Here is a 20922-nt window from a genome sequence, read left to right as displayed (position 1 = left end):
GGTTTGCACCAGCAGCTCCGCGCCAAGTTGTGCCAGCCGGTCATGGAGCGTGGCCGAATCGTCTTCCGGCAAAATCGGCGTGCGTCGTTGCGTCACAATGGAGCCGGTGTCCAGACCCGCGTCCATTTTCATGATGGTCACGCCCGTTTCGATGTCGCCGTTGGCAATCGCCCATTGAATCGGGGCCGCCCCGCGATACTTCGGCAGCAGCGACGCATGGACATTAATATTTCCCAGCGGCGGCAGATCGATCATCCACTGGGGAATGATCCGCCCATACGCGACGACAATGATCGCATCCGGCCGGATCGCCTCCAGCCGCCCCCGAAACTCTTCGTTGTTCTTGATCTTCTCCGGCTGCGTAACTGGAATCCCATTCGCGAGCGCAACCAGCTTCACTGGAGTGGGAGCCAGTTCGAGTCCTCGACCCTTGGGCCGGTCCGGCTGCGACACCACGAGCGCCACTTCAAAGCGTTCCCGAATCAGCGCCTCAAGACACGGCACCGCAAACTCCGGCGTCCCGCAGAAAACCAGTCGCATTCTTCAATTGTACGTTTTACCTGGAGAATTGTGCTGCTTCGGTAGCGCCTCGCCCGGTGGAAGGGCCTGAGGCTTGCCAGGAAATACGTTTATAGGAGGTTGTTACTGTTTTCCCCTTTTCCCTCTGACCTCTGCCCTTACTTCCAATCCCCACTCTTCATCAGCTTCCTTATCTTCCGCTTCATCAAATCCCGCTTCAGCGCGCTGATGTGGCTGATGTAGAGCTTTCCATTGAGGTGATCGGTCTCGTGCAGGAAGGCGCGTGCGAGTAGTTCATCGCCGGTTTTCTCAAACCATTTTCCATTCACGTCCTGCGCCCGCACCGTTACGACATTAGGCCGCGTCACGTTTTCGCGAAATTCCGGGATGCTCAGGCACCCTTCCGAAGACGTCTGCCGCCCCTCGGTCTTCATGATCTGCGGATTGCACAACACGATCTTTGCGTTCGGATCTTCCTTGAACGTTACGTCGATGACCGCGAGATGCAGCGAAAGCCCGATCTGCGGCGCCGCCAGCCCAACGCCATGCGCCTCGTACATCGACTCGAACATGTCGTCGACCAGCTTTTTCAGCTTCTCATCGAACTCTGTGATTGGAGCAGCGACTTTTTCCAGGACAGGGTCGCCGTACTTTACTATTGGGTAGATCATCAGTAGTTTCGCAGCTGCTCGCAGTATCCCTCGAAATTACGGCGTGTTTCAGTCATCGAGTCGCCGCCAAACTTATCCAGCGCGGCTCCCGCCAGCGTCATCGCAACCATCGATTCGGCGGCAACTCCCGCCGCCGGCACTACGCACACATCGGAACGCTCGTACGCGGCCTCAACCTGCTCGCGTGTCGCAAAATCCACCGAAGGTAACGGCCGCCGCAGTGTCGAAATCGGCTTAAGATACCCGCGGACGATAATGTCTTTGCCGTTCGAAATCCCGCCTTCGAGGCCGCCTGCATGGTTCGATGGCCGCGTGAATCCCGCCCACTGCCTAGCGCCACCGTCCTTTCCATATCCTATAGCATCGTGAATCTTGGACCCAAAGGTTTGCGCGGCGCGAACGCCATCGCCAATCTCCACGCCCTTCACCGCCTGCAGCGACATCACCGCCGCCGCCAAACGCGTATCCAGCCGCTCATCCCACTGCGCGTAAGTCCCCAATCCCGGCGGCACATTATGCGCGACAACCTCGAAAACACCACCAACCGTATCCTTCGTCCGCAGCGCGATATCGACCTGCTCCTTCATCCGCTGCTCGGTTTTGGGCTCCACGCAGCTCAGCAGGATCTCCTCTTTCGCCGCCACCTCGCGAATTTTCTCGAATGACACATCCGCATCTGCGATCGCCACCTCGCCCACCTGGATCACATGGCTCAGAACTTCGATTCCGAGTTCTCGCAGAAACAGCTTGGCAAATCCGCCAGCCGCCACTCGCGCCGCCGACTCCCGCGCCGACGCCCTTTCCAGAATGTATCTCGCCTCAGGGAAGTTGTATTTCAGTGCTCCTGCAAGGTCTGCATGTCCCGGCCTCGGCGAAGCCACCCGCTTATGCTTCGACGGGTCCCCGGCCTCGACCGGCAGCGACTCTTTCCAGTTCTCCCAGTCGTTGTTGCGAATCATGATCGCGACCGGCGACCCGATCGTTATCCCGTTGCGCACTCCCGAAAGCACGTGCGCCCGGTCGCGCTCGATCTTCATTCGTCCGCCGCGCCCGTACCCCTGCTGACGCCGCCAGAGTTCCCGGTCTACGAACGCCAAATCGATCGCCAGTCCAGCCGGCAGCCCCGAAAGGTTCGCGATAAGGGCTTCGCCGTGAGACTCTCCCGCTGTGGAAAATCGCAGCATAAAACGATTGTAGCTGATACCGCCAACTACTCCGTAAGAGTCAGCCCCGGCGCCAGTTCTCAGGTGAATTCCCCATTTGAGCGCTGGATATTCCCGGGCTGCGCTATTAAGATACTAGTAAATTCGGTAATCTAGAGGTAAGTCCCGAGTTAGTAACTTCTCATAAACGCCCCGGTGATCCTGCCTTTCCGCATCTAAGGAGTCATGATGCCCGCGCTGTTGCCGATCGCTGAAAAGCACCGGCACTCGATTCTGGAACTCTCCCACGACCTGCAGCCCCACGTTGCCGAAATCGCGCAACGCTGGCGCCGCCAGATGTTCGAGGAATTCCAGTTCGATGGTCGCGCCATGGCAGCCCTTGAGCGCCTCAACCTGGGCACCGGCTTCGGCATCTTCGCGCGCGGCGACTTCGACACCTTCGCCGAGAACCTGCAGTACTTCGGCACCCGCCTCGCCAAGCTCCAGATCGACACTCGCGCCGTGGCGCGCTCGCTGGAGCTTTACCAGGAAATTTGCGCCGGCTTCGTCCAGGAAATCCATCCTGAGGCGAAGGCCGAGCGCGTTCTCGCAGCCCTGCAAACGCTCAGTTCCGCGTCCTTCGTAGCCGTCTCCGGTGCCTACTTCGACACGCAGAACCGCGCCTCTGCCGCATTACTCGCTCTGCTAGATGCCGAGCTCTCTGCGCAGAGTCTTCCGGCGATCCTGGAGCGCGTCCTGGAAATCACGACCAGGACCTTCAACGCCAGCGTCGGTGTAATTCTCCTTCTCGATTCGGAGACTTCCGTCCTGCGCGTGAAGGCCGCCGTCGGACTCGGCAGAGACGAACTGAACGAGCACCTCGCCATCGAACTCGGTCGCGGATTCACTGGCCAAATTGCCGAATCCGGCGAACCTGGAATCCTCCCCGATCTCAACGCTTCCAGCGGTCTGCTCAATCCCGTGCTGCGCAACCACGCCAAGGCCCTGTGGGGGATGCCGCTGAAAGCCAACGACCGTGTTATTGGAGTCATCGTGATCGGCTTCGAGCGACCCTATCAATGGCTGCCGACCGAGCGCGACCTTCTCCGCGCCATTGCCGACCGCTCAGCTCTCGCCATCGACCGCGCCGCCATCATGGACGCCGTACGCGAGCGCGAAATGCGAATCGCCGAACTTTCCGGCCACCTGCTCAAGGCCCAGGAAGAAGAGCGCAAGCGCATCAGCCGCGAGTTGCACGACGAAACCGGCCAGGCGCTCATGGTCATCCGCCTCTACCTCGGCATGCTCGAGTCAACCGTCAGCGGCAAGGCGCCCAAGACGAAGATTCACGAACTCCTCGACGTCGTCGACCGCACCATCGAAGGCATCCGCCGCATCATCGCCCGACTCTCACCTTTGTTGCTTCAGGAGCTAGGCATGCTCGCGGCCATCCGCAAAGAAGTTAAGGACTTCTCCCGGAACACCGGCGTGGAAACCGAGGTCGCGCTCGCGGAAGACATCGGTCGCCTCGAGCCCGAGGTCGAGACCGCCATCTATCGCGTGGTGCAGGAGGCGCTGCACAACATCGCCAAGCACGCGCAGGCAAAAATTGTAAGCGTGCAGGTCACGCGTGACGCCAAGGGCATCAAGGCCATCGTCGAAGACGACGGCGTGGGAATTCCCGGCTCGTCTCAGAATCCGCAGCGCCGAACCTTCGGCCTGGCCGGAATGCGCGAGCGCATCTCTGCTCTCGGCGGCACAATCCGCGTAAATTCCCGCAAGGGTCAAGGAACCAGAATTACGGTCAATGTACCAGTTTCGAACAGCAGCGAAGCAGCCGAAAGCACGAAAATAGTCATCCCAAGTAGCCAGGTTCATTCGGCTACTGGAACAGGCACGAACTAGAGGACAGAGGGACTATGCCGAAGATCAGATGTTTACTGGTAGACGATCACACCTTGTTCCGTCAGGGCGTACGACGCCTGCTCGAGACCGAGAGCGATTTCGAAGTCGTGGGCGAATCGCCCGACGCCGGCGACGCCGTCGAGAAAGCCCGCGACCTGCGCCCCGACATCGTCCTCATGGATATCGGCATGCCCGGCCTCTCTTCCTTTGAAGCCGCGCGCCAGGTCCGCAAGAACCGTCCCGAGACCAAGGTCCTATTCCTCACCATGTACGAGGACGAGGACTATCTCGTGCAATGCCTCGAAGTCGGCGCCGCCGGCTACGTTCTCAAGGACACGCCCGCGCCCCAACTCGTCACCGCCGTGCGCGACGTCTACAAGGGCGGCAAATACCTCAGCTCGCAGGTCCTCGGCAAACTCGTCGAAGACTTCCGCGCCCGCGTCCGCGACGCCAAAATGCGCCCGCGCATCTCCACCCTGACGCCGCGCGAACGCGAAATCCTCAAGCTCCTCGCCGAAGGCAATTCCGTCAAAGAAATCGCCGTGCTGCTGGGCCTGAGCGTGAAAACCGTCGAAGCCCACAAGTTCAACCTCATGCGCAAACTCGACATCCATAACAAGGCCCAACTGGTGACGTACGCCATCCAGAAGAAGATCATCAAGATCCCGGTGAACCAGTAGGCAACCGAAGAACTGAAGAGCCCGCGAACCGAAGAACTGATAACCACGACTTGGGTGCCCAGTCCTGGCTCCGCTAGGGCGGGGTTTTTGCTTCTGTCACCACATCCTGCTGATCATCCCAAGATCGTCATCCCGAGCGGAGCTGGACGCACCCTGAACTCGTCATCCCGAGCGGATCCGCGATTTGGGTTTTTCCGCGCCGGACTTTACCGGGGTCCCCGGCACGCCCGCTTTTGGCGCGCTGGGTGGTTTAGCGCGGTCGCGTCGGAGTCGAGGTGACCTGCATTCTCTCCGGACACCACGAACCTGATTTTCCCAGCGCCCCAGACCTCCTTTCAGAACCCAACTCTCTTCTCAGCGTTTTTTCAGAAAAAAACCAGATTCCTTCAAGGACTCTCCCTCCGCCCTTGCCCTAATCTCCCTTCAGCCAAGACAGGCAAAATTCAAAACAGGTGAGGAGAAGGAAATGAAACTGTGGTCAGTGCTCAACAAGCGCAACCTGGTGCTGCTGGCGCTATTGGTTTGCGCGTTCACAATGGCATCAATTTCAGTTGCTGCCCAGAATCTGCAAAATTCGGATGCCACCCAGGCTCCGCCCAAGGTTGTGCGCACGGTTTACCAGGGCGAAACCCACGTCGGACGTTGCTGCAAACTCTGGGATGCGTCCATCACCGTCACAGAACCGCAAGACAAGCTGGTCCCGATCGTAGTCACCTTCAGCGTGGACTACCGCGCGACCGCGCCGTTCTACGCTGGTCTCCGCCTCAATGATGGAGTGTGTGCGTTCTACGGACCTGCGAATGTTCCGACCTTCTCTCCGGAAAACCAGGCGTCATTCTCGCCGGCAACCTTCCGATGGGTAATCATGCCCGGCGACTACAAACTCGCCAAGGGCCCCAACGTAGTCACGGTTTGCGGAGGTGGAGTCGATTTCTTTGCCGAGAACGACACCATCACGCTCGGCTTCAACACTCTCTCGGCGGAACTGGTGAAGTAATCCTCTTCTCAGAACCACGGACTGGTAACGCCGAGTGCCCCGCCCTGGCTTGGTAGGGTGGGGTTCTTGATTTTCTTACCACTGTCCCGTTGATTAATCCCAACCCCGTCATCCCGAGCGGAACCGCCCCCCCAACCTCGTGATCCCGAGCGGAGGCACGCCACCCCCAAAGTCGTCATCCCGAGCGGAGCGCGCGACCGGGGCCCCCGGCAGCTCCGCTGCTGGGGTGGTTGCGCGCGGAGTCGAGGTGACCTGCATTCCTCCCAAGTATGAACTCTCCTGTGGCGGCTGACCCACCCTAACCACACTTTAAGAGTCCTTCGGGTGCCCCGTCCTAGCTCCGCTAGGGCGGGTCTTTTGCTTTTCTCAACGCCTACATCGATCCTCGAACAGCCCAACCTCTTCGGCGGTTCACCTGACCGCATCCTAGAGTCCAATTCCCTTGCATTAACGAAGTCGACACTGATAGGTATTCATGCGCATTGCAGTTAAGAATTCATTATGAACCGAAGCGGGGCAAACTGCCGCAGTCACCAGATGCGGGTTAAAACGAAGAACGCTGAACGAAGAACGAACAACCAGCCGGGAACTGAGAACGCCGTTATCACCTGTCAACCGTGCACACCTCACAATTCCTCGCAAAATATTCAGCGCACTCGAAATATAGTTTCAACCAAAACCTCAGAAATCACTCCTCAATTTGATATAATGTATTCGGACAGAGTTCCATCGAACGGCGCCTTTACCGGGCGCCGTCGCTATTTGCGATCTTTCTCAACCCGCGCACCCGTATCCTTTAGCCGTGCCGAAATGCGGCAAAAATCACATTTTTCGTGCGCAAATCCTTGCGAACAAAAGGCACTCTGATATTTTCAGATTTAAAACCTTTGTTCTCATACGTCTCGCGCCCTAATTTCCGTAAGTGATTGAAAACCGGAGGAACCAAAACAGGGGGTGGGGCTAAAGCAGAAGGCCGGCAGATGCAGCCGGCCTTGCGACTCTTAACGGACCCGGAACTACTTCTTGGGAGCGACCGCGTCCTTCACGGCCTTCGCGACGTAGAACTTGCAAACCGTCTTGGCCGGGATCTTGATCGGTTCGCCGGTCTGCGGGTTGCGGCCCATGCGAGCCTTGCGCGCCGACTTCTTGAGGCGGCCGAGGCCGGGGAGAACGAACACGCCGTTCTTCTTGGTTTCCTTCACGGCTACTTCGGCGAGGTTCGCCAGAAATGCCGCGGCGGTCTTGTTGCTGACTTCCGCCTTCTCAGCCATCAGGCGCACGAGCTGTGTCTTGGTCATGCCTGCTGCCATGGAATATATCCTCCTTGAATATGGGTAAAACGACTACCCAAGCGTCGTATCTTATACTCGCGGAAGAAGCATGGAAAGCGTTATTTGCCTGATTTTATGCGGGTTTTCCACAGGCCTACCCCGAAAAGGCCTCTATTTACGCCCCTTTGCGGGGGTTGAGGCAGTGGAACAGCAAAAATGGTGAGAGAAAAATAACAACAAGGTGAAGCCGTGGATCGTAAGTCGTGGATTGTGGATTGTCCTCTGGAGGGTGCCATAATGGGAATGGGAGTGGATCTTGAGCTGTTCTCTTTGTGAAACCCGGAAAGAGAAGCGCTTCTGCCTGGCGGTGCACGACCGAATTTGTGCGCAATGCTGCGGGACGGAGCGCGAGACGAGCCTCGATTGTTCGAGCGACTGCACGTATCTGCAGCAGGCAAGGCAGCATGAGAAGCCGAGATCCGTGGAATCGCTGGCCAGCGAAGAGTTGTTTCGCGACGTGAATCTGGAGCAGCGCTTCTTCTATGATCACGAGCACCTGATCGCCGGGCTGATGTTTGGCATAGCGCAACTGGCGGCGCGGCAGAAGGACTGGACGGACCAGGAGTTCCTGCGGGCGTTGACGGCGATCACGCGGACGGCGGCGACGCGCGCCGGGTCGGGGCTGATCGTGACGGAGAACTCGCCGAACCCGATGCAGCAGGCGCTCCAGGAAGAACTCGACAAGATGATTGCGCAGTATCGGCAACTGGAAGAACAGCATCTCGGATATTTCCAGTTGAAAGACTCTGGCGTGGTTCGGGTGCTCGTGTTCCTCGTGCGCATGGGACACTCGCGCACGAATGGGCGGCGGAAGTCGCGGGCCTTCTTGGATTCGCTGCGGGCACAGTTCCCTGCGCAGACGGCCTCGAATGCGACCGCGCCGGATGCGAAGAGCAGCTTGATCATTCCCTGACTCGTTTCTCATGGAAGCGACGGCATACCTTTCGCTGGGCTCGAACGTGGGCGACCGCGAGGGGAACCTCCGCGCGGCGATTGAACGGCTGAAGCAACTGGGGCACGTTGAGGCGGTGTCCTCGTTTTATGAGACGGAGCCTGTCGAGGTTACGGATCAGCCGTGGTTCATCAACTGCGCGGTGAAACTGGTCACGAGCCGGTCGCCACAGGAGCTTCTTGCGGGCGTGTTGGCGATTGAGCGATCCATGGGTCGCGAGCGTACGCGGCCGAAGGGCCCGCGAAATATCGACATCGATATCCTGCTATATGGTGACCAGTTGGTGGACGAGCCGGGGCTGACGGTTCCTCACCCGGGCTTGCCCGAGCGCATGTTTGTGCTGGCACCGCTGGCGGAGATCGCGCCAGAGGTACGGCATCCTTCACTGGGAAACACGGTTGTGCAATTGAGGGATGGGATACTGGGCCGCGCGGCGGTGAAGAAACTCTAGACAGCGCGAGAGTTCAAAGTATCCTTCGCTGCGCCAGGATAGCAGACTGCCGCGGGAGGGCTCTGGGCCGCATCTCATCATGACAAAAGGGCGCTGTGCTCAGCATCACAAGTGGCGTTACGGAAGATACAAGGTCCGCACGTGCAATTACTTTCGTGATCTTAGATACAAAGGAGGATGGGACTAGCATGAGGGCATATGGAGCTGACTGCCCTCCTCCTCAGCACCGACGCCCGCGCGCACACGATGTTACGGCGCGTACTTGGGAACGTTGGAATTCGCACCGAAGTCTGCACCGCACCGGCCGCCGGCCTTCGCATGCTCAAATCAAAAAAGTTTGAAGGCATCATCGTTGACTGCGACGACATTGATTGCGGTGCCGACCTGCTTTCGATCCTTCGCGGCGAAGGATACACAAAAAACGCGATCGTGTTCGCGATCGTGCACGACTCGACGACGATGAGCGACGCCTTCAGCATGGGCGCGAATTTCGTGCTGGAGAAACCGCTGAACATGGAACGCGCAGCGCGTTGCTTCAAGGCCGCTTGCGGGCTGATGGTCGGGGAACGACGACGGTATTACCGGCACAGTATCAGTGTGCCTGTTTATCTCGACTTCCCGGGCTACAGCGCGGTGATGGCACAGATGCGCGACTTGAGCCAGGGCGGGGCGATGCTGAGCTGCCCGGCCGATCTCGAGCTGGATTTACAGGGTACCTTCCGCTTCACGCTGCCGGAAACCCGCGCAGACATTACGGGAGCGTGCGAGGTCGCATGGAAACGGGATCAGCGAATGGGGTTGCGCTTCAACGGGATGTCGAAGTCGAACCAGGCGGCACTGGAAATGTGGCTGAACTGGAAGTTCCAGGAGCGGTTCCCAAACGCAGTGCCGGCACTGGATGAGAGCCCGAAACCGGTGACGGTGCAGTAATCAGACGACCTTGATTAACGGCTTGCCTTCGGGCAGAACCCTGCCAATGGCCGTCGCTTTGACTCCACCATTCTGAAGCTCGCTCACCAGCCTCTCGCAATCACTTTCGGTCACCGAGATCAGTAAACCGCCGGCGGTCTGCGGATCGAAGAGCAGCGTCCATAGATCGCGGGAAATTCTTTCCTTCCCAGCAACAACACATTCGGCGAAGTCGCGGTTGGCGTTCAGGCCGCCGGGGATGAAACCGGCGCGGATGGCTTCGAGCGCGCCAGGAAGGACGGGGAGTTCGCGACTTTCAATTTCCAGGCTTACCCCAGACGCCAGCGCGAGTTCGCGGGCGTGGCCGATGAGGCCGAAGCCGGTGATGTCGGTCATGCCGTGGACATCGTATTTGAGCGCGATTTCCGAGGCGTGCTTGTTCAGCGTCGTCATCGATGCGGTTGCAGATGCGATCCACTCCGACGCCGCTTTGCCCTGCTTGATGGCCGTGGAGATTACGCCGGTGCCGAGAGGCTTGGTGAGGATGAGGCGGTCTCCGGGACGCGCGCCAGAGTTGGCCATGATCCGATTGGGGTCGATGGTGCCGGTGACGGCATAGCCGAACTTGATTTCTGGATCGCGGATGGAGTGGCCGCCAATGACGGTGCAACTGGCCTCGACCATCTTGCTGAGCCCCCCGGCGAGGATCTGCTCAAGAATTTCGAAATCGCCTTTCTCGGGGAAGCAGACCATTGCGAGTGCGGAGACGGGCTTGCCGCCCATCGCGTAAACGTCGCTCAGCGCATTGACTGCGGCGACCTGCCCGAAGGTGTAGGGATCGTCCACGATTGGCGTAAAGAAATCGACAGTCTGAACCAAGGCGAGGTTGGGCGCGATGAGGTACACGCCAGCGTCGTCGGCTTTGTCGAAGCCAACCAGCACATTCGCGTCCTGTTGCCGGGCTAATTTCCCAAGCACCGAGTCCAGCACCGCCGGACTTAGCTTGCTAGCTCAACCGGCCGCCTTGACCTGTTCGGTCAGGCGCACTCGTTTGTCGGTCATTACACTATTTTAATCATGCCGGACAGCAACCGCGGATTTCGCGGAGCAGGGCGGATTGCCTCAACCTGTAACATAGCCCTTTCGAACCGATTCGATGAAGTCGATGTAGGGCGGCTCAACGCCAAGTTCCCGGATGATACGGACAACCTGGCCGCGGTGATAGTGCGAGTGCAGGAATACGTGCGTCAGGGTGTCGCGAACGTTGCTTTCGAAGTGTTCGCCCTTGGTGTTCGTGTAAGGGTACGTCGAATCGAACTCGGTGGAGCGGAGCAAGTTGTCCCATGCCTCGCGAAGTTTCGGCAATTCCTGGTCGCACGCGTCGAGGGAGATTCCGGGCCAGACTTTCATCGCCGGCGTGGAGCCGTGGATGCGGCCCAGCCACGTCCACTCCGTGCCGAGAATATGGGCCATGATGTCGAGGGCGCGCTGCGGCGGGGAAGTCAGGTTCCGCAAGGCTTCGATGAGTTTGCGATTCGCCCACTCGTCGTGTGCGGCGAGGCGGCGGAAATATGTCTGCTCATTCATACTCTCCCCTTCAGACGCGGATCCACTTTTTCCGCCCAGGCGAGAATGCCGCCGGTGAGATTCTTCACGTTGCTGAAGCCTTGGGCGCGCAGGAATTCGACTGCCCTGGTGCTGCGCACACCGGAGCGGCAGTACACAACCGTCTCCCGATCAGGATCTAATTCGCCAAGTCTCCCAGGGAGGTCGTTGAGTGGGATCAGGTGGCCGCCGATATTGCCGGCCTGATATTCGTGCGGTTCACGAACATCGAGGACGAAAACGTCATCTTGGGCATCGAGTCGCTGTTTCAGATCTTCTGCGTGCATTTGTGGGACATCGGACAAACGTGTACCTCGGCGGCAGTAGCCGCTGCTGTCTTCTGAATGGATGAGCGGGACGGTGGATCGGACGCGATTCTGTTAATGGATTTTGCCGTTTCGGCCACGGTCGTTGGGCAGAACACGGATGCCTTCTTCCTCGAAATTGCGCTTATCCTCGCCGCCTTCCAGCAAATACGATCGGACGTCTGCTGCGCATCCACGGAGTACGCTGGCGATGACGTAGGAGCAGCCCATCCAATACGCCTCGTCGAGATCGTTGCGCGAGAAATGAGGCGGGGCATCGGGATGCGAGTGATAGAAGCCGACGATGCTCAGGCCGCGATCGCGGGCCTCGCGCTGAACGTCTATTAGCTCTTTTGGGGCAATCCTGTAGCGAGTGCGGGCCGATTGGCCGCGGGTGTTTGAGCAGCGCACGACTTCGCTGACGAGGTGGTGTGCGCCCGCGACGTGGCCGAGCAGAACTCCACAGCACTCATTGGGATAGGTCAATTCGCCATGGGTGCGGATCATGTCGAAATTGTTCTGCGACAGTACCAGCATTGTGATTCAGGTTACTCGGGTGCTCGACCTCACGATATAGGGTACAAGGGATCCGTCTTGCTGGAACGCCTCCGATGTGCGACATTCTAACCGGGTCGCCGAGTTTTGTAAGAGCGACGTCGTTTTACAGGTTTTGTAGATTAGAGAAGCGAAGGTTCCGTTGTGTCCTGATATTTCTCGTGCCGCTTCGGGGTGAGACAACCCTGCAACGCAATTGGAAGTCAGGTAAGAGGCTGGGCGCGAAGGGCGACAGAAGCAGGTATTCATGACAAAGAAAGTTCAACCGAAGAAATTTGATGACGCTACAGCTTGGCTGCGCGATCACGCATTTGATCTGCTGGAAGCACCAGGGACACAGGGTCGCGTGTTCTTGAAGAAATATAACGTTTCGGCGGCGATCGAGCGGACAGCCAACGGTGGCGTGAAAATATTTGCTTACCCGGGATACCTGGTCGGCGGCGAAATCTCCAAGCTCGTGGATCGCGGCTACCAGAAGTTCTTGAAGACAACCAAGACGGAAATCGCGGCGACGGCGGATCATCTCAAGGCATTGCATTCATTCAGCGAGGAATTGAAAGACGCGATGGGCTTGAACAGCCTTTATAACGAGTCGCTGGGAACCGTGAGCGAGTCGTATCACTATGACCGCGTCAAAGATCGGGACCTTCCCGAGCAGTCGCGACCGAAGCGTCCTTGGGAAGCGGCGAAGGTGAGTGCAGGAGCGAAAAAGCGCGCCTGAAACGCTAAGTTCGGGAAGTCAACTCAGGTGCCCCCTTTTACTCCACCAACCGGGGCTGTTCGCCTGCAGCTCTGCCGAGCCTCTCTGAATATAAAGACAATTCTCTTGGCCTTTCTGAAAACCCCTGCCCTTCATGACCCTTCCAAATAAAGACGAGCGGTGTATTTAGAGGGGGAGATTCTATGAAGAGAATTGCCGTATCAGCCGTGTTCAGCGTAATGGCCCTGGCGTTTGTGGGATGCGCTCACCACGAGACGACACATGTTAATGCCGCAGGGCAACCGGTTACAGAAGCGCGTGCAGATGTCCTGAGCCGCATGTCGGATTCGGGAAAGATTCTTACACAACTGACGTCTGCACCCGATCAGGGCATCCCTGAGAATGTACTAGCGGATGCGAAGTGCGTGGCCATCGTTCCCGATATGGTTAAAGGCGGCTTCGTGGTGGGCGCACAGCACGGACGTGGCGTCGCCACCTGCCGGACCGCGAACGGTCGCTGGTCTACTCCTGCGTTCTTCACCTTGACCGGCGGTAGTTGGGGAGCGCAGATCGGAGTTGAATCCGTAGATCTCGTAATGCTCATTATGAACCAGAAGGGCATGGATCAATTGCTATCGGCGAACTGGAAGCTCGGCGCCGGGGCTTCGGTGGCCGCGGGTCCGGTGGGGCGAGACGCCAGTGCTAACACCGACTGGAAGCTCCGGTCCCAGGTACTGACGTATTCGCGGACGCGTGGATTGTTCGCTGGATTGACGCTGAGCGGCGCGAACATTCGGCAGGACGATGACTCAACTCAAGCGTTCTACGGAAAGGAATACAGCTTCCGTACGCTGCTGGCCGGAAATGTGGCCCCGCCGCCGCAGGCTCGCGATTTTCTGGCATCGGTGCGGACCAACTTCCGCGAGGCAAACGCGACAAAGTAGGGTTGGAGCGGAAGAACGAGGAGCCGGGCCCGCGGGCTCGGCTCTTTCATTTCTTACGCGGCTTTTTGTCAGGCGGCGTGGCGAAAAAAGTCGACTCGCTTTTTGAAACGGAGGTCAAAGAACCGCTCGTCGCAGTCCAGGCAGCGATAGGGGCGCTGCAGCGTTACGGTCAGCCAAATGCGCTTGCCCATGCTTTCCGACCAGGGATGCACTTGCGAGCTGCGAACTGCGGTGCTTCCACAGTGAGGACACTGGCGATATGTGGAGCTAAATATCATGGCCAACTTCGTCCATCTGTGAGTAGCTGCTCAGTACGATGCGCAGAATGCGCCTTATAGCATTACTCTCTTGGTAAAATGATAGTACGGTTTCGCGCCAAATTCAGCCGCGCGTGGGGAGCGGTGGAGCTTCTTGGTCGAACCCACGGAATCACTCTAAGTTGTGTCTCTTTAGTGCCGCAGAATGCAATACACGGAACAATACGACGTAGTTGTAGTTGGGGCCGGTCATGCGGGATGTGAAGCGGCTATGGCCACGGCAAGAATGGGGCTAAAAACCGCTTTGGCGACTCTGAACGCCGACTTGATCGCCCAAATGTCGTGCAATCCTGCGGTCGGGGGAATTGCCAAGGGACACCTCGTGCGCGAAGTGGATGCGCTCGGCGGCGTCATGGGCGAAGTCACCGATGCTGTCGGAATACAGTTCCGCCTGCTCAACACCTCTCGGGGACCGGCGGTGTGGTCTCCGCGGGCGCAATGCGACAAGCAGCAGTACCGTGTGAAGATGAAAGAGGTGTTGGAATCGCAACCGGAACTGACGATCAAGCAGGCTGAGGTTGCGGAACTGCTCATCGAGGAGTTGCCGGCTGGCGATGGGCAGCGGAGCGAGACCCTGGAACGGACGCGAGTCTGTGCCGGAGTTCGGTTGCGCGATGGGCGAATGATTCGCGCACGGGCTGTCATCGTCACGACGGGGACATTTCTTAACGGGCTGATTCATTGCGGCGAGCAGAAATATTCAGCAGGCCGCAGCGGCGAGCCACCGTCGGTTCTGCTCGGAGAATCGCTGAAGACGTTAGGGTTGCGCGGGTGTCGCCTCAAGACAGGCACGCCGCCGCGCCTGCATGGGCGGACCATCGACTGGAGCAAGTTCCAGGAGCAGCCGGGAGACGAGGATCCGACTCCGTTCAGCTTCCGGACGAAGAAGATCGAGCAGAAGCAGATCTCCTGCTACATCGCGTTCACGACCGACGAGACGCATCGCATCATTCGCGAAAACGTGCATCGCTCACCGATGTATAGCGGGCAGATTCAGTCGATTGGGCCGCGCTATTGTCCCAGCATCGAGGACAAGATCGTCAAGTTCCCGGACAAGGTGACGCACCAGCTCTATCTCGAGCCCGAGGGCCTGCACACCAACGAGATCTATGTGAACGGGATGAGCACATCGATGCCAGTGGAAGTACAACTGGCGATGATCAAGTCCATACCCGGGCTTGAGACGGCGGAGATGCTGCGGCCGGGCTATGCGATTGAGTACGACGCGATCGATCCGACAGAATTGCAGCGGACGCTCGAGACGAAGAAGATTGCTGGGCTCTACCTGGCCGGGCAGATCAACGGAACGAGTGGGTATGAAGAGGCAGCGTGCCAGGGAATCATGGCTGGGATCAACGCCGCATTGGCGATTAAAGGCGAGGGGCCGCTGACGCTGGATCGCACCGAGGCCTACACGGCGATCCTGATCGACGACCTGATCAGCAAGGGGACGAACGAGCCCTACCGCATGTTCACCTCGCGCGCAGAGTTTCGGCTGCACTTGCGCATCGACAACGCTGACCGGCGTTTGACTCCTTATGGTCGGCGCGTGGGATTAATTTCCGACGAAGCCTGGCGCGAGTATCTCGCGAAGCAGGAGCGCATGGAAGCGCTGCGGGAGTGGATCGAGAAGACTCGCGTGAAGGAAGATTTGCCGTCGGCGCTCGCGGAGAAAGTTGGCGGTACGACGGCAGTGATGGGGTCGACCTTCGCGCAATTGCTGAAGCGACCAGAGGTCGGGATCGAAGACCTGGTGCCGGCAATTCGTACGGTGGTGCCGGAGTTCTTCGACCGCAACGGTGTTTCAGGGCCCGACGCGCATCTCTCAGCGGATATCCGCAATGAGCTGAAGTCGGTTGAGACCGAGATCAAGTACGCTGGTTATCTCAGCCAGCAGGAAAAAGCGATCGAGCGGCTGAAAAAGTCGGAAGAGAAGATCATTCCCGACTGGTTCGACTACAAATCCGTCAGTGGCCTTTCCCGCGAGATGAATGAGAAGCTGCACCGCGTTCGTCCGCGAACCCTTGGGCAGGCTAGCCGAATCCCCGGCGTGACACCGGCCGCGGTCTCGCTGATCAACGTCTATATCGAGATCCAAGGGCGACAGCGGCAACAGGCGCGGAGCGCGGTCTAACTAAGCCACCACATTTTCCCGTAGGTTCGCAGCATCAGCGTTCGCTGTCCCACTTTGCTTTCGCGCGGCAAATAGCAACACGAGCACTCCGATGTAGGCGAAGGAATCTAACGTGATTTCAATGCTGTGTGCTACGCGCAGGGTCATGGGAAACCATGAGGCTTGGACCAGGCCGAAGATACCCACCATCATCGATTCAGCAACCCCAAAGGCGATGAAAAGACTTCGCCGCGATCCCGACCATAGCGCGATTATCGGCAGGGACGAAACGAGGAATAGGGCACTACGAATGAAGACAGTCCTCAAAATCACCGGCACCGGGGGTACCGTAAGCCCCGCGATTCCAGCGCGGTAGGCGAACAGCACGAATGGTGCGACACACATCCCGAAGACCCAATAAATGGCGGGAAACGCAACCCAGGCCACTACCAGACGCCAGGCCCACTGTGCTGCAGAGAATCGTGGGGGTTCCGATTGTTTCTCGTTTTTGCTGAACAGGACCGCCAGTGCAGTCGCCAGCAGCAGGGATGGCAGAACATATTGGGCCGTCATCCACGCAATGCCGACCGTGACAAATGTGCTGAAGACCGTCGCCTCGATCATGGTGTTCAGTCCGACTGCAACAAGGATCACCACGAAGAGTGCGCCTGAACGCCGAGGTCGACTACCGCCCAGTCCGACAGCCAGCGGCACGAGTCCAGCCGCGAGCAGTAGCGTTCCCAAGGACATTCCAAACAGAAGCCCGCCGGTTGTGACTCCGGGAATTGGGTGCGGCGCGGGCAGATGCAATGCCCCAACAAGCGTCCACGTCAAAGACACACCAAGCATGTATGCAACCGCACAAACTACCAGCTTAGCCACAGTCTTCATAATTGTCTCTCTATCTGCTTGCGTGCCCTGCGTGTCCACTCCAAGGTCGCTTCATACGAAAGGATTCCGCTTTCGAACGCAAGCCTGCCGGTTATGCTGGCGATGTGGGGTACAGCAGTTTTGTAGTACTGATGCAGTTCGGCGATGTATTCCTTGAGCGCTGCTTCCATTTGAGCCACGAACTTCAGCGTTGCTTCGCGCTCAATGTTCTCTCCGTGAAAAGCAAACCGCAGCATCAGTTCATCGAGATTGTGTATGACGTCTTCGCAGGCAATGGGGAGCGCAAGCCACGCCAGCAGCGCTTTTCGGCCGGCGGGTGTAACTCGGTAAACCTGGCGCCTGCGCGCAGTTTCCGGCTCGGGCTTTGCGGTAATCCAGCCACGCGAGTCCAATCGGCGAAGAGCCGGGTAGATGGACCCGGGACTATCGCTGAAGTGGCGCATGGGTGTACTTGCGAAAGTCCTGCGCAGGTCGTAACCGGATTGCGGGCTCTGCCGCAGCAGACCGAGCAGCGCGTATTCGAGAGTAGAGGCGGTTGGCATAGTACGTAGCGTACTATAGTACGATACGTACTATGTGTCAACGAAGTTCTCTTCGTCCGATGCGGAATATGATTCCGGCGCCGATCCGGACATTGTTGAAGTTCTCGGGCTCGGCGGCATAACGCGTGAAATCGACCTGGATGGCACGAATGGTCACGCCGTGATAAGGCACATCCAATCCGCCACCGGCGGCCCAACCGAAACCGCTGGTCGAAACTTTGTAGTCGATCAGGTGGTTGCTGTACGCGGTGCGGGTCACACCGGCAAGCGCGTGAATCCAGGGCTGCACAGTTCGGTTTGGCGCGAGGCTCACCCGGGGACCGGCGAGGAACGAGAGGGAGTCATTCGTCTCGTCCGGATTTTCGACGCGATATCCGTAAATCCAACAGCCGGAGATGCAATGGTAATGTGTGCCAAACTCGGCTTCGGCGCCGAGCCAACGATTGGCGTTGAACGTTCCACTGAAAAGGAGGCCATTCATGTTGACCCGCGTGCTGCTGTTGGGAACGCGCATGTAGGAATACGAGTATCCGAATCCGAGCTCGACTTTGGGAATGTAGTCCTGGGCGAGCGCTTCGGAGGTGAAAACCAGAAATATGAGGGCAATTAGAATGCGTCGCATGATGCGCCTCCTTGATGAGGCAGCCGCGGTGGGCGTCGCGAGGGGGATTCGCGCCCAGCGGCGGCTCGGCCGGCTTTTCTGGCCCAGCCGAAGACATCTGGGAGATTGTGACCTAAGTCATAGGCGGCGGGATAGGCACTTTTTATTCTTGACCTGAAGGTAAAGAAACTATGTCTGCGCAACCTCATATTACGGAGTCGCCGCTCTCGAAAATGCTTCGGGAGGACCTTGGATTTCCGGCTCAGCCGGGAGCAAAGCCCAGGAAGAAACTTGTCCGGCGCACCGACTTCGATCACTCGCAGCAGATCCGCCGTGCGGTGCAGTTCGCTTTCATTGCGCTTAACATTTATATAGGCGTGCAGTTCTACAATTGGGTTCGGTTCTACGAGACTTCGGGCGCATCCCGTTTCGAGTCGCGGCCAGCGGGAGTTGAAGGCTGGCTTCCGATCGCGGCGCTGATGAATCTCAAGTACTTCGTTCTGACCGGAGCGATCCCGACGATTCATCCGGCGGGCATGTTTCTGCTGATCGCGTTTCTCGCGATGTCATTCCTGTTGCGAAAGTCGTTCTGCTCCTGGCTGTGCCCGGTCGGAACGTTCTCGGAATACCTTTGGAAGTTGGGACGACGTACGTTTCGCCGCAACTTGTCACTCCCGCGCTGGCTCGACATTCCTCTGCGGGGACTGAAGTATTTGTTGCTCGGATTCTTCGTCTGGGTGATTGCGAAGATGGATGCGACAACGATCCGCGATTTTCTTAGCAGCCCTTACGGGCTGATCGCGGATGTGAAGATGCTCAACTTCTTTCGCTTCATGAGCGAGACGGCCGCGATCACGATCGGTGTGCTGGCGATCCTGTCGATCTTCATTCAGAACTTCTGGTGCCGGTTCTTGTGCCCGTATGGCGCGTTGATGGGGCTTGTGTCCCTGTTCAGTCCGGCAAGGATTCGCCGCAACGAGCAGGCCTGCATCGATTGCGCTAAGTGTGCGAAAGCATGTCCGTCGCGGCTGCCGGTGGACACGCTGGTGCAGATTCGCAGCGCGGAATGTACTGCCTGCCTGGAATGCGTTGCCGTGTGCCCGGCTAAAGATGCGTTGAACTTCGAACTGCCGCGCCGCAAGCGTCTCTCGCCGTCCGTAGTCGCTGCGACGATTGCGATACTTTTCCTCGGCCTGGTGAGCTATGCGAAGCTCTCAGGACATTGGGACACGAAGCTCCCGCGGCAGATATACATGCAACTGGTTCCGTCGGCGAACGAAGCCAGCCATCCGGGACTGTAAAAAGGCAAAGGGCAGAGGAAAAAAGGCAGAACGGAAATCGTACCGTTCTTCCCTTTGCCCTCTGCCCTCTCGCTTACATTTTGTGGGCGCTTTCGAAGGCGTGCTTCTGTTGCAGCTTCGCCAGGTTCTCCTGCTCGAGTTTTTCGAACTCTGCTGCGCTCGACTTCGTCTTCTCCGTCGCAATGGCGAACTCGCCTTCGAGCCGCAGCCATCCTTCGCTCTCAAGCTTCTTCGCAAGCCTCAAGAGATTCTCTTTGCTCATTCCGAGGTAGAGAGCGTTCGTTTCATCGGCAAGGCTAAAGCGCTCGCGCCCGAGTTTGACTCCGATCCAATAGGCTGACTGCCGCAGTAATTCACGGACTTCGTCATCATTCGTTGTGGCGAAGTGCCAGGCCCCGGTTTTGAAGTTTTTGAAGCGGCTGGAGAGGTCGATCGGCTGGCGCTTGCCCGAACGCAGAAACTCCAGGTCCTTGGTGTCGACCATGCGGCGCACGACGTTGATGACGTATGGCAGCGCTGTGTCGGCATTCATGCCGGGCATCATCGGATGCATGGTTTGCGTGAGATGGATCGAGAAATCGGATCGCAGGTTGGATCCGTCTTCGAGAAACGCAACGCCGTGTAACACCCAGAAATCGGCGCCCGATGTGGATTTATGGAATGGCCACTGGAATTCAAACGTCAGCGGCAGGCCGGACAAAGTTAGGTATGCGGATCGTTCTGGCATTGAATCAGTCCTGAGAAGGTGCGGGCCCCCACGCCCGATTGTTCTCATGATAGCCGCGACACTCGGCTTCGTTCAATCCTTCAGGTATGCTGCTGGCAATGGATGCAACGCGAATCTCGGAATTGCTGGGACCATATGTTGGGGAAGAGAAGCTGACAGAAGATCAGCTGAACAAAGTATCTACATACATCGATATGCTCATGAAGTGGAATGCGCGAATGAACCTGACCGCGGTGCGCGATCCGGAGCAGATCGTGCAGCGACATTTTGGCGAATCGCTGTTTGCCGCACGGAACCTGGTTGCCAGGGACAGCACCGTCAATGCCGCCGACCTCGGTTCCGGCGCCGGGTTCCCGGGGATTCCGATGAAGATCTACGCGTACGGACTGCATAGCACGCTGATTGAGTCGCATGGGAAGAAGGCGACGTTTTTGCGCGAGGTATGCCGCGAGATTAAATTTACGAATGTCGATGTATTTGCGGGGCGTGCCGAAGACTGGGGGAAGACAGCCGAACTGGTGACGCTGCGAGCGGTTGAAAAGTTCGAACTGATCCTGCCGGTTGCTGCGGCCCTGGTTGCTCCTCGCGGTCGGTTGGCGCTACTGATCGGAGCCGGTCAGGCCAGTGCAGCAGAGAAGGTGCTGAGAGATAGCTGGTTGGATTCAGTCCCCATTCCGAATTCTCGCGAAAGAGTGCTCAAAATCTGGCAAAGAGGGTGATTTGGAGCACGTTTTCGCGAAATTTGAACCCGTGAACCAGGAAAG

23 protein-coding genes are annotated in these 20922 nt (G+C 58.2%); 11 read left to right on the top strand and 12 right to left on the bottom strand.

Annotated elements, in window-relative coordinates:
- The 3 genes from fmt to aroC all read right to left on the bottom strand — a co-directional run.
- A partial coding sequence (gene fmt / locus ROO76_02255) for a methionyl-tRNA formyltransferase (protein ID MDT8066968.1) occupies window positions 1-540 on the bottom strand: 540 nt, incomplete at its 3' end.
- A 137-nt stretch (window positions 541-677) separates the two neighbouring features.
- Window positions 678-1190, bottom strand: a complete 513-nt coding sequence (def, locus tag ROO76_02250) for a peptide deformylase (protein MDT8066967.1) — start codon at window positions 1188-1190, stop codon at window positions 678-680.
- Complete coding sequence (gene aroC / locus ROO76_02245; GenBank protein ID MDT8066966.1) at window positions 1190-2374, bottom strand: chorismate synthase; 1185 nt, start codon at window positions 2372-2374, stop codon at window positions 1190-1192. Before aroC ends, def begins: the two co-directional genes overlap by 1 nt.
- A gap of 207 nt (window positions 2375-2581) precedes the next feature.
- Between aroC and ROO76_02240 the strand changes: the two genes are divergently transcribed.
- The 3 genes from ROO76_02240 (at window position 2582) to ROO76_02230 (ending at window position 5914) form a co-directional block, all read left to right on the top strand.
- The gene (locus ROO76_02240) at window positions 2582-4237 is read left to right on the top strand and encodes a GAF domain-containing sensor histidine kinase (protein ID MDT8066965.1); all 1656 of its coding nucleotides are present in this window, start codon (window positions 2582-2584) and stop codon (window positions 4235-4237) included.
- Window positions 4238-4251: 14 nt separating this feature from the next.
- Window positions 4252-4917, top strand: a complete 666-nt coding sequence (locus ROO76_02235) for a response regulator transcription factor (GenBank protein MDT8066964.1) — start codon at window positions 4252-4254, stop codon at window positions 4915-4917.
- A gap of 466 nt (window positions 4918-5383) precedes the next feature.
- Entirely contained in the window at window positions 5384-5914 is a 531-nt protein-coding gene (locus ROO76_02230) for a hypothetical protein (protein ID MDT8066963.1), read from the top strand.
- 1016 nt (window positions 5915-6930) lie between these two features.
- Here the strand turns inward: ROO76_02230 and ROO76_02225 are convergent.
- Complete coding sequence (locus ROO76_02225) at window positions 6931-7224, bottom strand: HU family DNA-binding protein (protein MDT8066962.1); 294 nt, start codon at window positions 7222-7224, stop codon at window positions 6931-6933.
- 277 nt (window positions 7225-7501) lie between these two features.
- On the opposite strand from ROO76_02225, the gene ROO76_02220 reads away from it, so the two are divergent.
- From ROO76_02220 to ROO76_02210, 3 genes are all read left to right on the top strand, one after another.
- Window positions 7502-8158 carry a hypothetical protein gene (locus ROO76_02220; protein ID MDT8066961.1) on the top strand — a complete coding sequence of 219 codons (657 nt, stop codon included), beginning with the start codon at window positions 7502-7504 and terminating at the stop codon, window positions 8156-8158.
- A 10-nt stretch (window positions 8159-8168) separates the two neighbouring features.
- A complete protein-coding gene (folK, locus tag ROO76_02215) occupies window positions 8169-8648 on the top strand; it encodes a 2-amino-4-hydroxy-6-hydroxymethyldihydropteridine diphosphokinase (GenBank protein MDT8066960.1) in 480 nt (159 codons plus the stop codon).
- Window positions 8649-8846: 198 nt separating this feature from the next.
- Window positions 8847-9578, top strand: a complete 732-nt coding sequence (locus tag ROO76_02210) for a PilZ domain-containing protein (protein MDT8066959.1) — start codon at window positions 8847-8849, stop codon at window positions 9576-9578.
- On the opposite strand, the gene selD is transcribed toward ROO76_02210, so the two are convergent.
- The 4 genes from selD to ROO76_02190 all read right to left on the bottom strand — a co-directional run bounded on the left by selD (window position 9579) and on the right by ROO76_02190 (window position 12004).
- The gene (gene selD, locus ROO76_02205) at window positions 9579-10619 is read right to left on the bottom strand and encodes a selenide, water dikinase SelD (protein MDT8066958.1); all 1041 of its coding nucleotides are present in this window, start codon (window positions 10617-10619) and stop codon (window positions 9579-9581) included.
- A gap of 60 nt (window positions 10620-10679) precedes the next feature.
- Window positions 10680-11144: a DinB family protein gene (locus ROO76_02200; GenBank protein MDT8066957.1), complete on the bottom strand. Its 465-nt coding sequence runs from the start codon at window positions 11142-11144 to the stop codon at window positions 10680-10682.
- Window positions 11141-11449 (bottom strand): rhodanese-like domain-containing protein, encoded by a 309-nt coding sequence (locus tag ROO76_02195; GenBank protein MDT8066956.1) that lies wholly within the window; start codon window positions 11447-11449, stop codon window positions 11141-11143. The genes ROO76_02200 and ROO76_02195 overlap by 4 nt, the downstream gene beginning before the upstream one ends.
- A 93-nt stretch (window positions 11450-11542) precedes the next feature.
- A complete protein-coding gene (locus ROO76_02190; protein MDT8066955.1) occupies window positions 11543-12004 on the bottom strand; it encodes a M67 family metallopeptidase in 462 nt (153 codons plus the stop codon).
- A gap of 265 nt (window positions 12005-12269) precedes the next feature.
- On the opposite strand from ROO76_02190, the gene ROO76_02185 reads away from it, so the two are divergent.
- The 3 genes from ROO76_02185 to mnmG all read left to right on the top strand — a co-directional run bounded on the left by ROO76_02185 (window position 12270) and on the right by mnmG (window position 16117).
- On the top strand, window positions 12270-12743 hold the full coding sequence (locus ROO76_02185; GenBank protein ID MDT8066954.1) for a hypothetical protein: 474 nt from the start codon (window positions 12270-12272) through the stop codon (window positions 12741-12743).
- Window positions 12744-12925: 182 nt separating this feature from the next.
- The gene (locus ROO76_02180) at window positions 12926-13666 is read left to right on the top strand and encodes a lipid-binding SYLF domain-containing protein (GenBank protein ID MDT8066953.1); all 741 of its coding nucleotides are present in this window, start codon (window positions 12926-12928) and stop codon (window positions 13664-13666) included.
- Window positions 13667-14128: 462 nt separating this feature from the next.
- The gene (mnmG, locus tag ROO76_02175; GenBank protein ID MDT8066952.1) at window positions 14129-16117 is read left to right on the top strand and encodes a tRNA uridine-5-carboxymethylaminomethyl(34) synthesis enzyme MnmG; all 1989 of its coding nucleotides are present in this window, start codon (window positions 14129-14131) and stop codon (window positions 16115-16117) included.
- On the opposite strand, the gene ROO76_02170 is transcribed toward mnmG, so the two are convergent.
- The 3 genes from ROO76_02170 to ROO76_02160 are packed head-to-tail and all read right to left on the bottom strand — an operon-like array spanning window position 16118 to window position 18151.
- Window positions 16118-16987 carry a hypothetical protein gene (locus ROO76_02170; GenBank protein MDT8066951.1) on the bottom strand — a complete coding sequence of 290 codons (870 nt, stop codon included), beginning with the start codon at window positions 16985-16987 and terminating at the stop codon, window positions 16118-16120.
- Window positions 16984-17529: a PadR family transcriptional regulator gene (locus ROO76_02165; GenBank protein MDT8066950.1), complete on the bottom strand. Its 546-nt coding sequence runs from the start codon at window positions 17527-17529 to the stop codon at window positions 16984-16986. Before ROO76_02165 ends, ROO76_02170 begins: the two co-directional genes overlap by 4 nt.
- Window positions 17530-17566: 37 nt before the next feature.
- Entirely contained in the window at window positions 17567-18151 is a 585-nt protein-coding gene (locus ROO76_02160; GenBank protein MDT8066949.1) for an outer membrane beta-barrel protein, read from the bottom strand.
- Window positions 18152-18363: 212 nt separating this feature from the next.
- On the opposite strand from ROO76_02160, the gene ROO76_02155 reads away from it, so the two are divergent.
- Window positions 18364-19431, top strand: coding sequence for a 4Fe-4S binding protein (locus ROO76_02155; protein MDT8066948.1), 1068 nt, complete (start codon window positions 18364-18366; stop codon window positions 19429-19431).
- A gap of 73 nt (window positions 19432-19504) precedes the next feature.
- Here ROO76_02155 and ROO76_02150 read toward each other — a convergent pair whose 3' ends face one another.
- Window positions 19505-20158 carry a hypothetical protein gene (locus tag ROO76_02150; protein MDT8066947.1) on the bottom strand — a complete coding sequence of 218 codons (654 nt, stop codon included), beginning with the start codon at window positions 20156-20158 and terminating at the stop codon, window positions 19505-19507.
- 98 nt (window positions 20159-20256) lie between these two features.
- Between ROO76_02150 and rsmG the strand changes: the two genes are divergently transcribed.
- On the top strand, window positions 20257-20877 hold the full coding sequence (gene rsmG, locus ROO76_02145) for a 16S rRNA (guanine(527)-N(7))-methyltransferase RsmG (GenBank protein MDT8066946.1): 621 nt from the start codon (window positions 20257-20259) through the stop codon (window positions 20875-20877).
- The last annotated feature ends 45 nt before the right edge of the window (window positions 20878-20922 follow it).

Source organism: Terriglobia bacterium, from assembly GCA_032252755.1.
GTDB lineage: Bacteria > Acidobacteriota > Terriglobia > Terriglobales > Acidobacteriaceae > JAVUPY01.
This window is presented reverse-complemented; position numbering and strand designations above follow the sequence as displayed.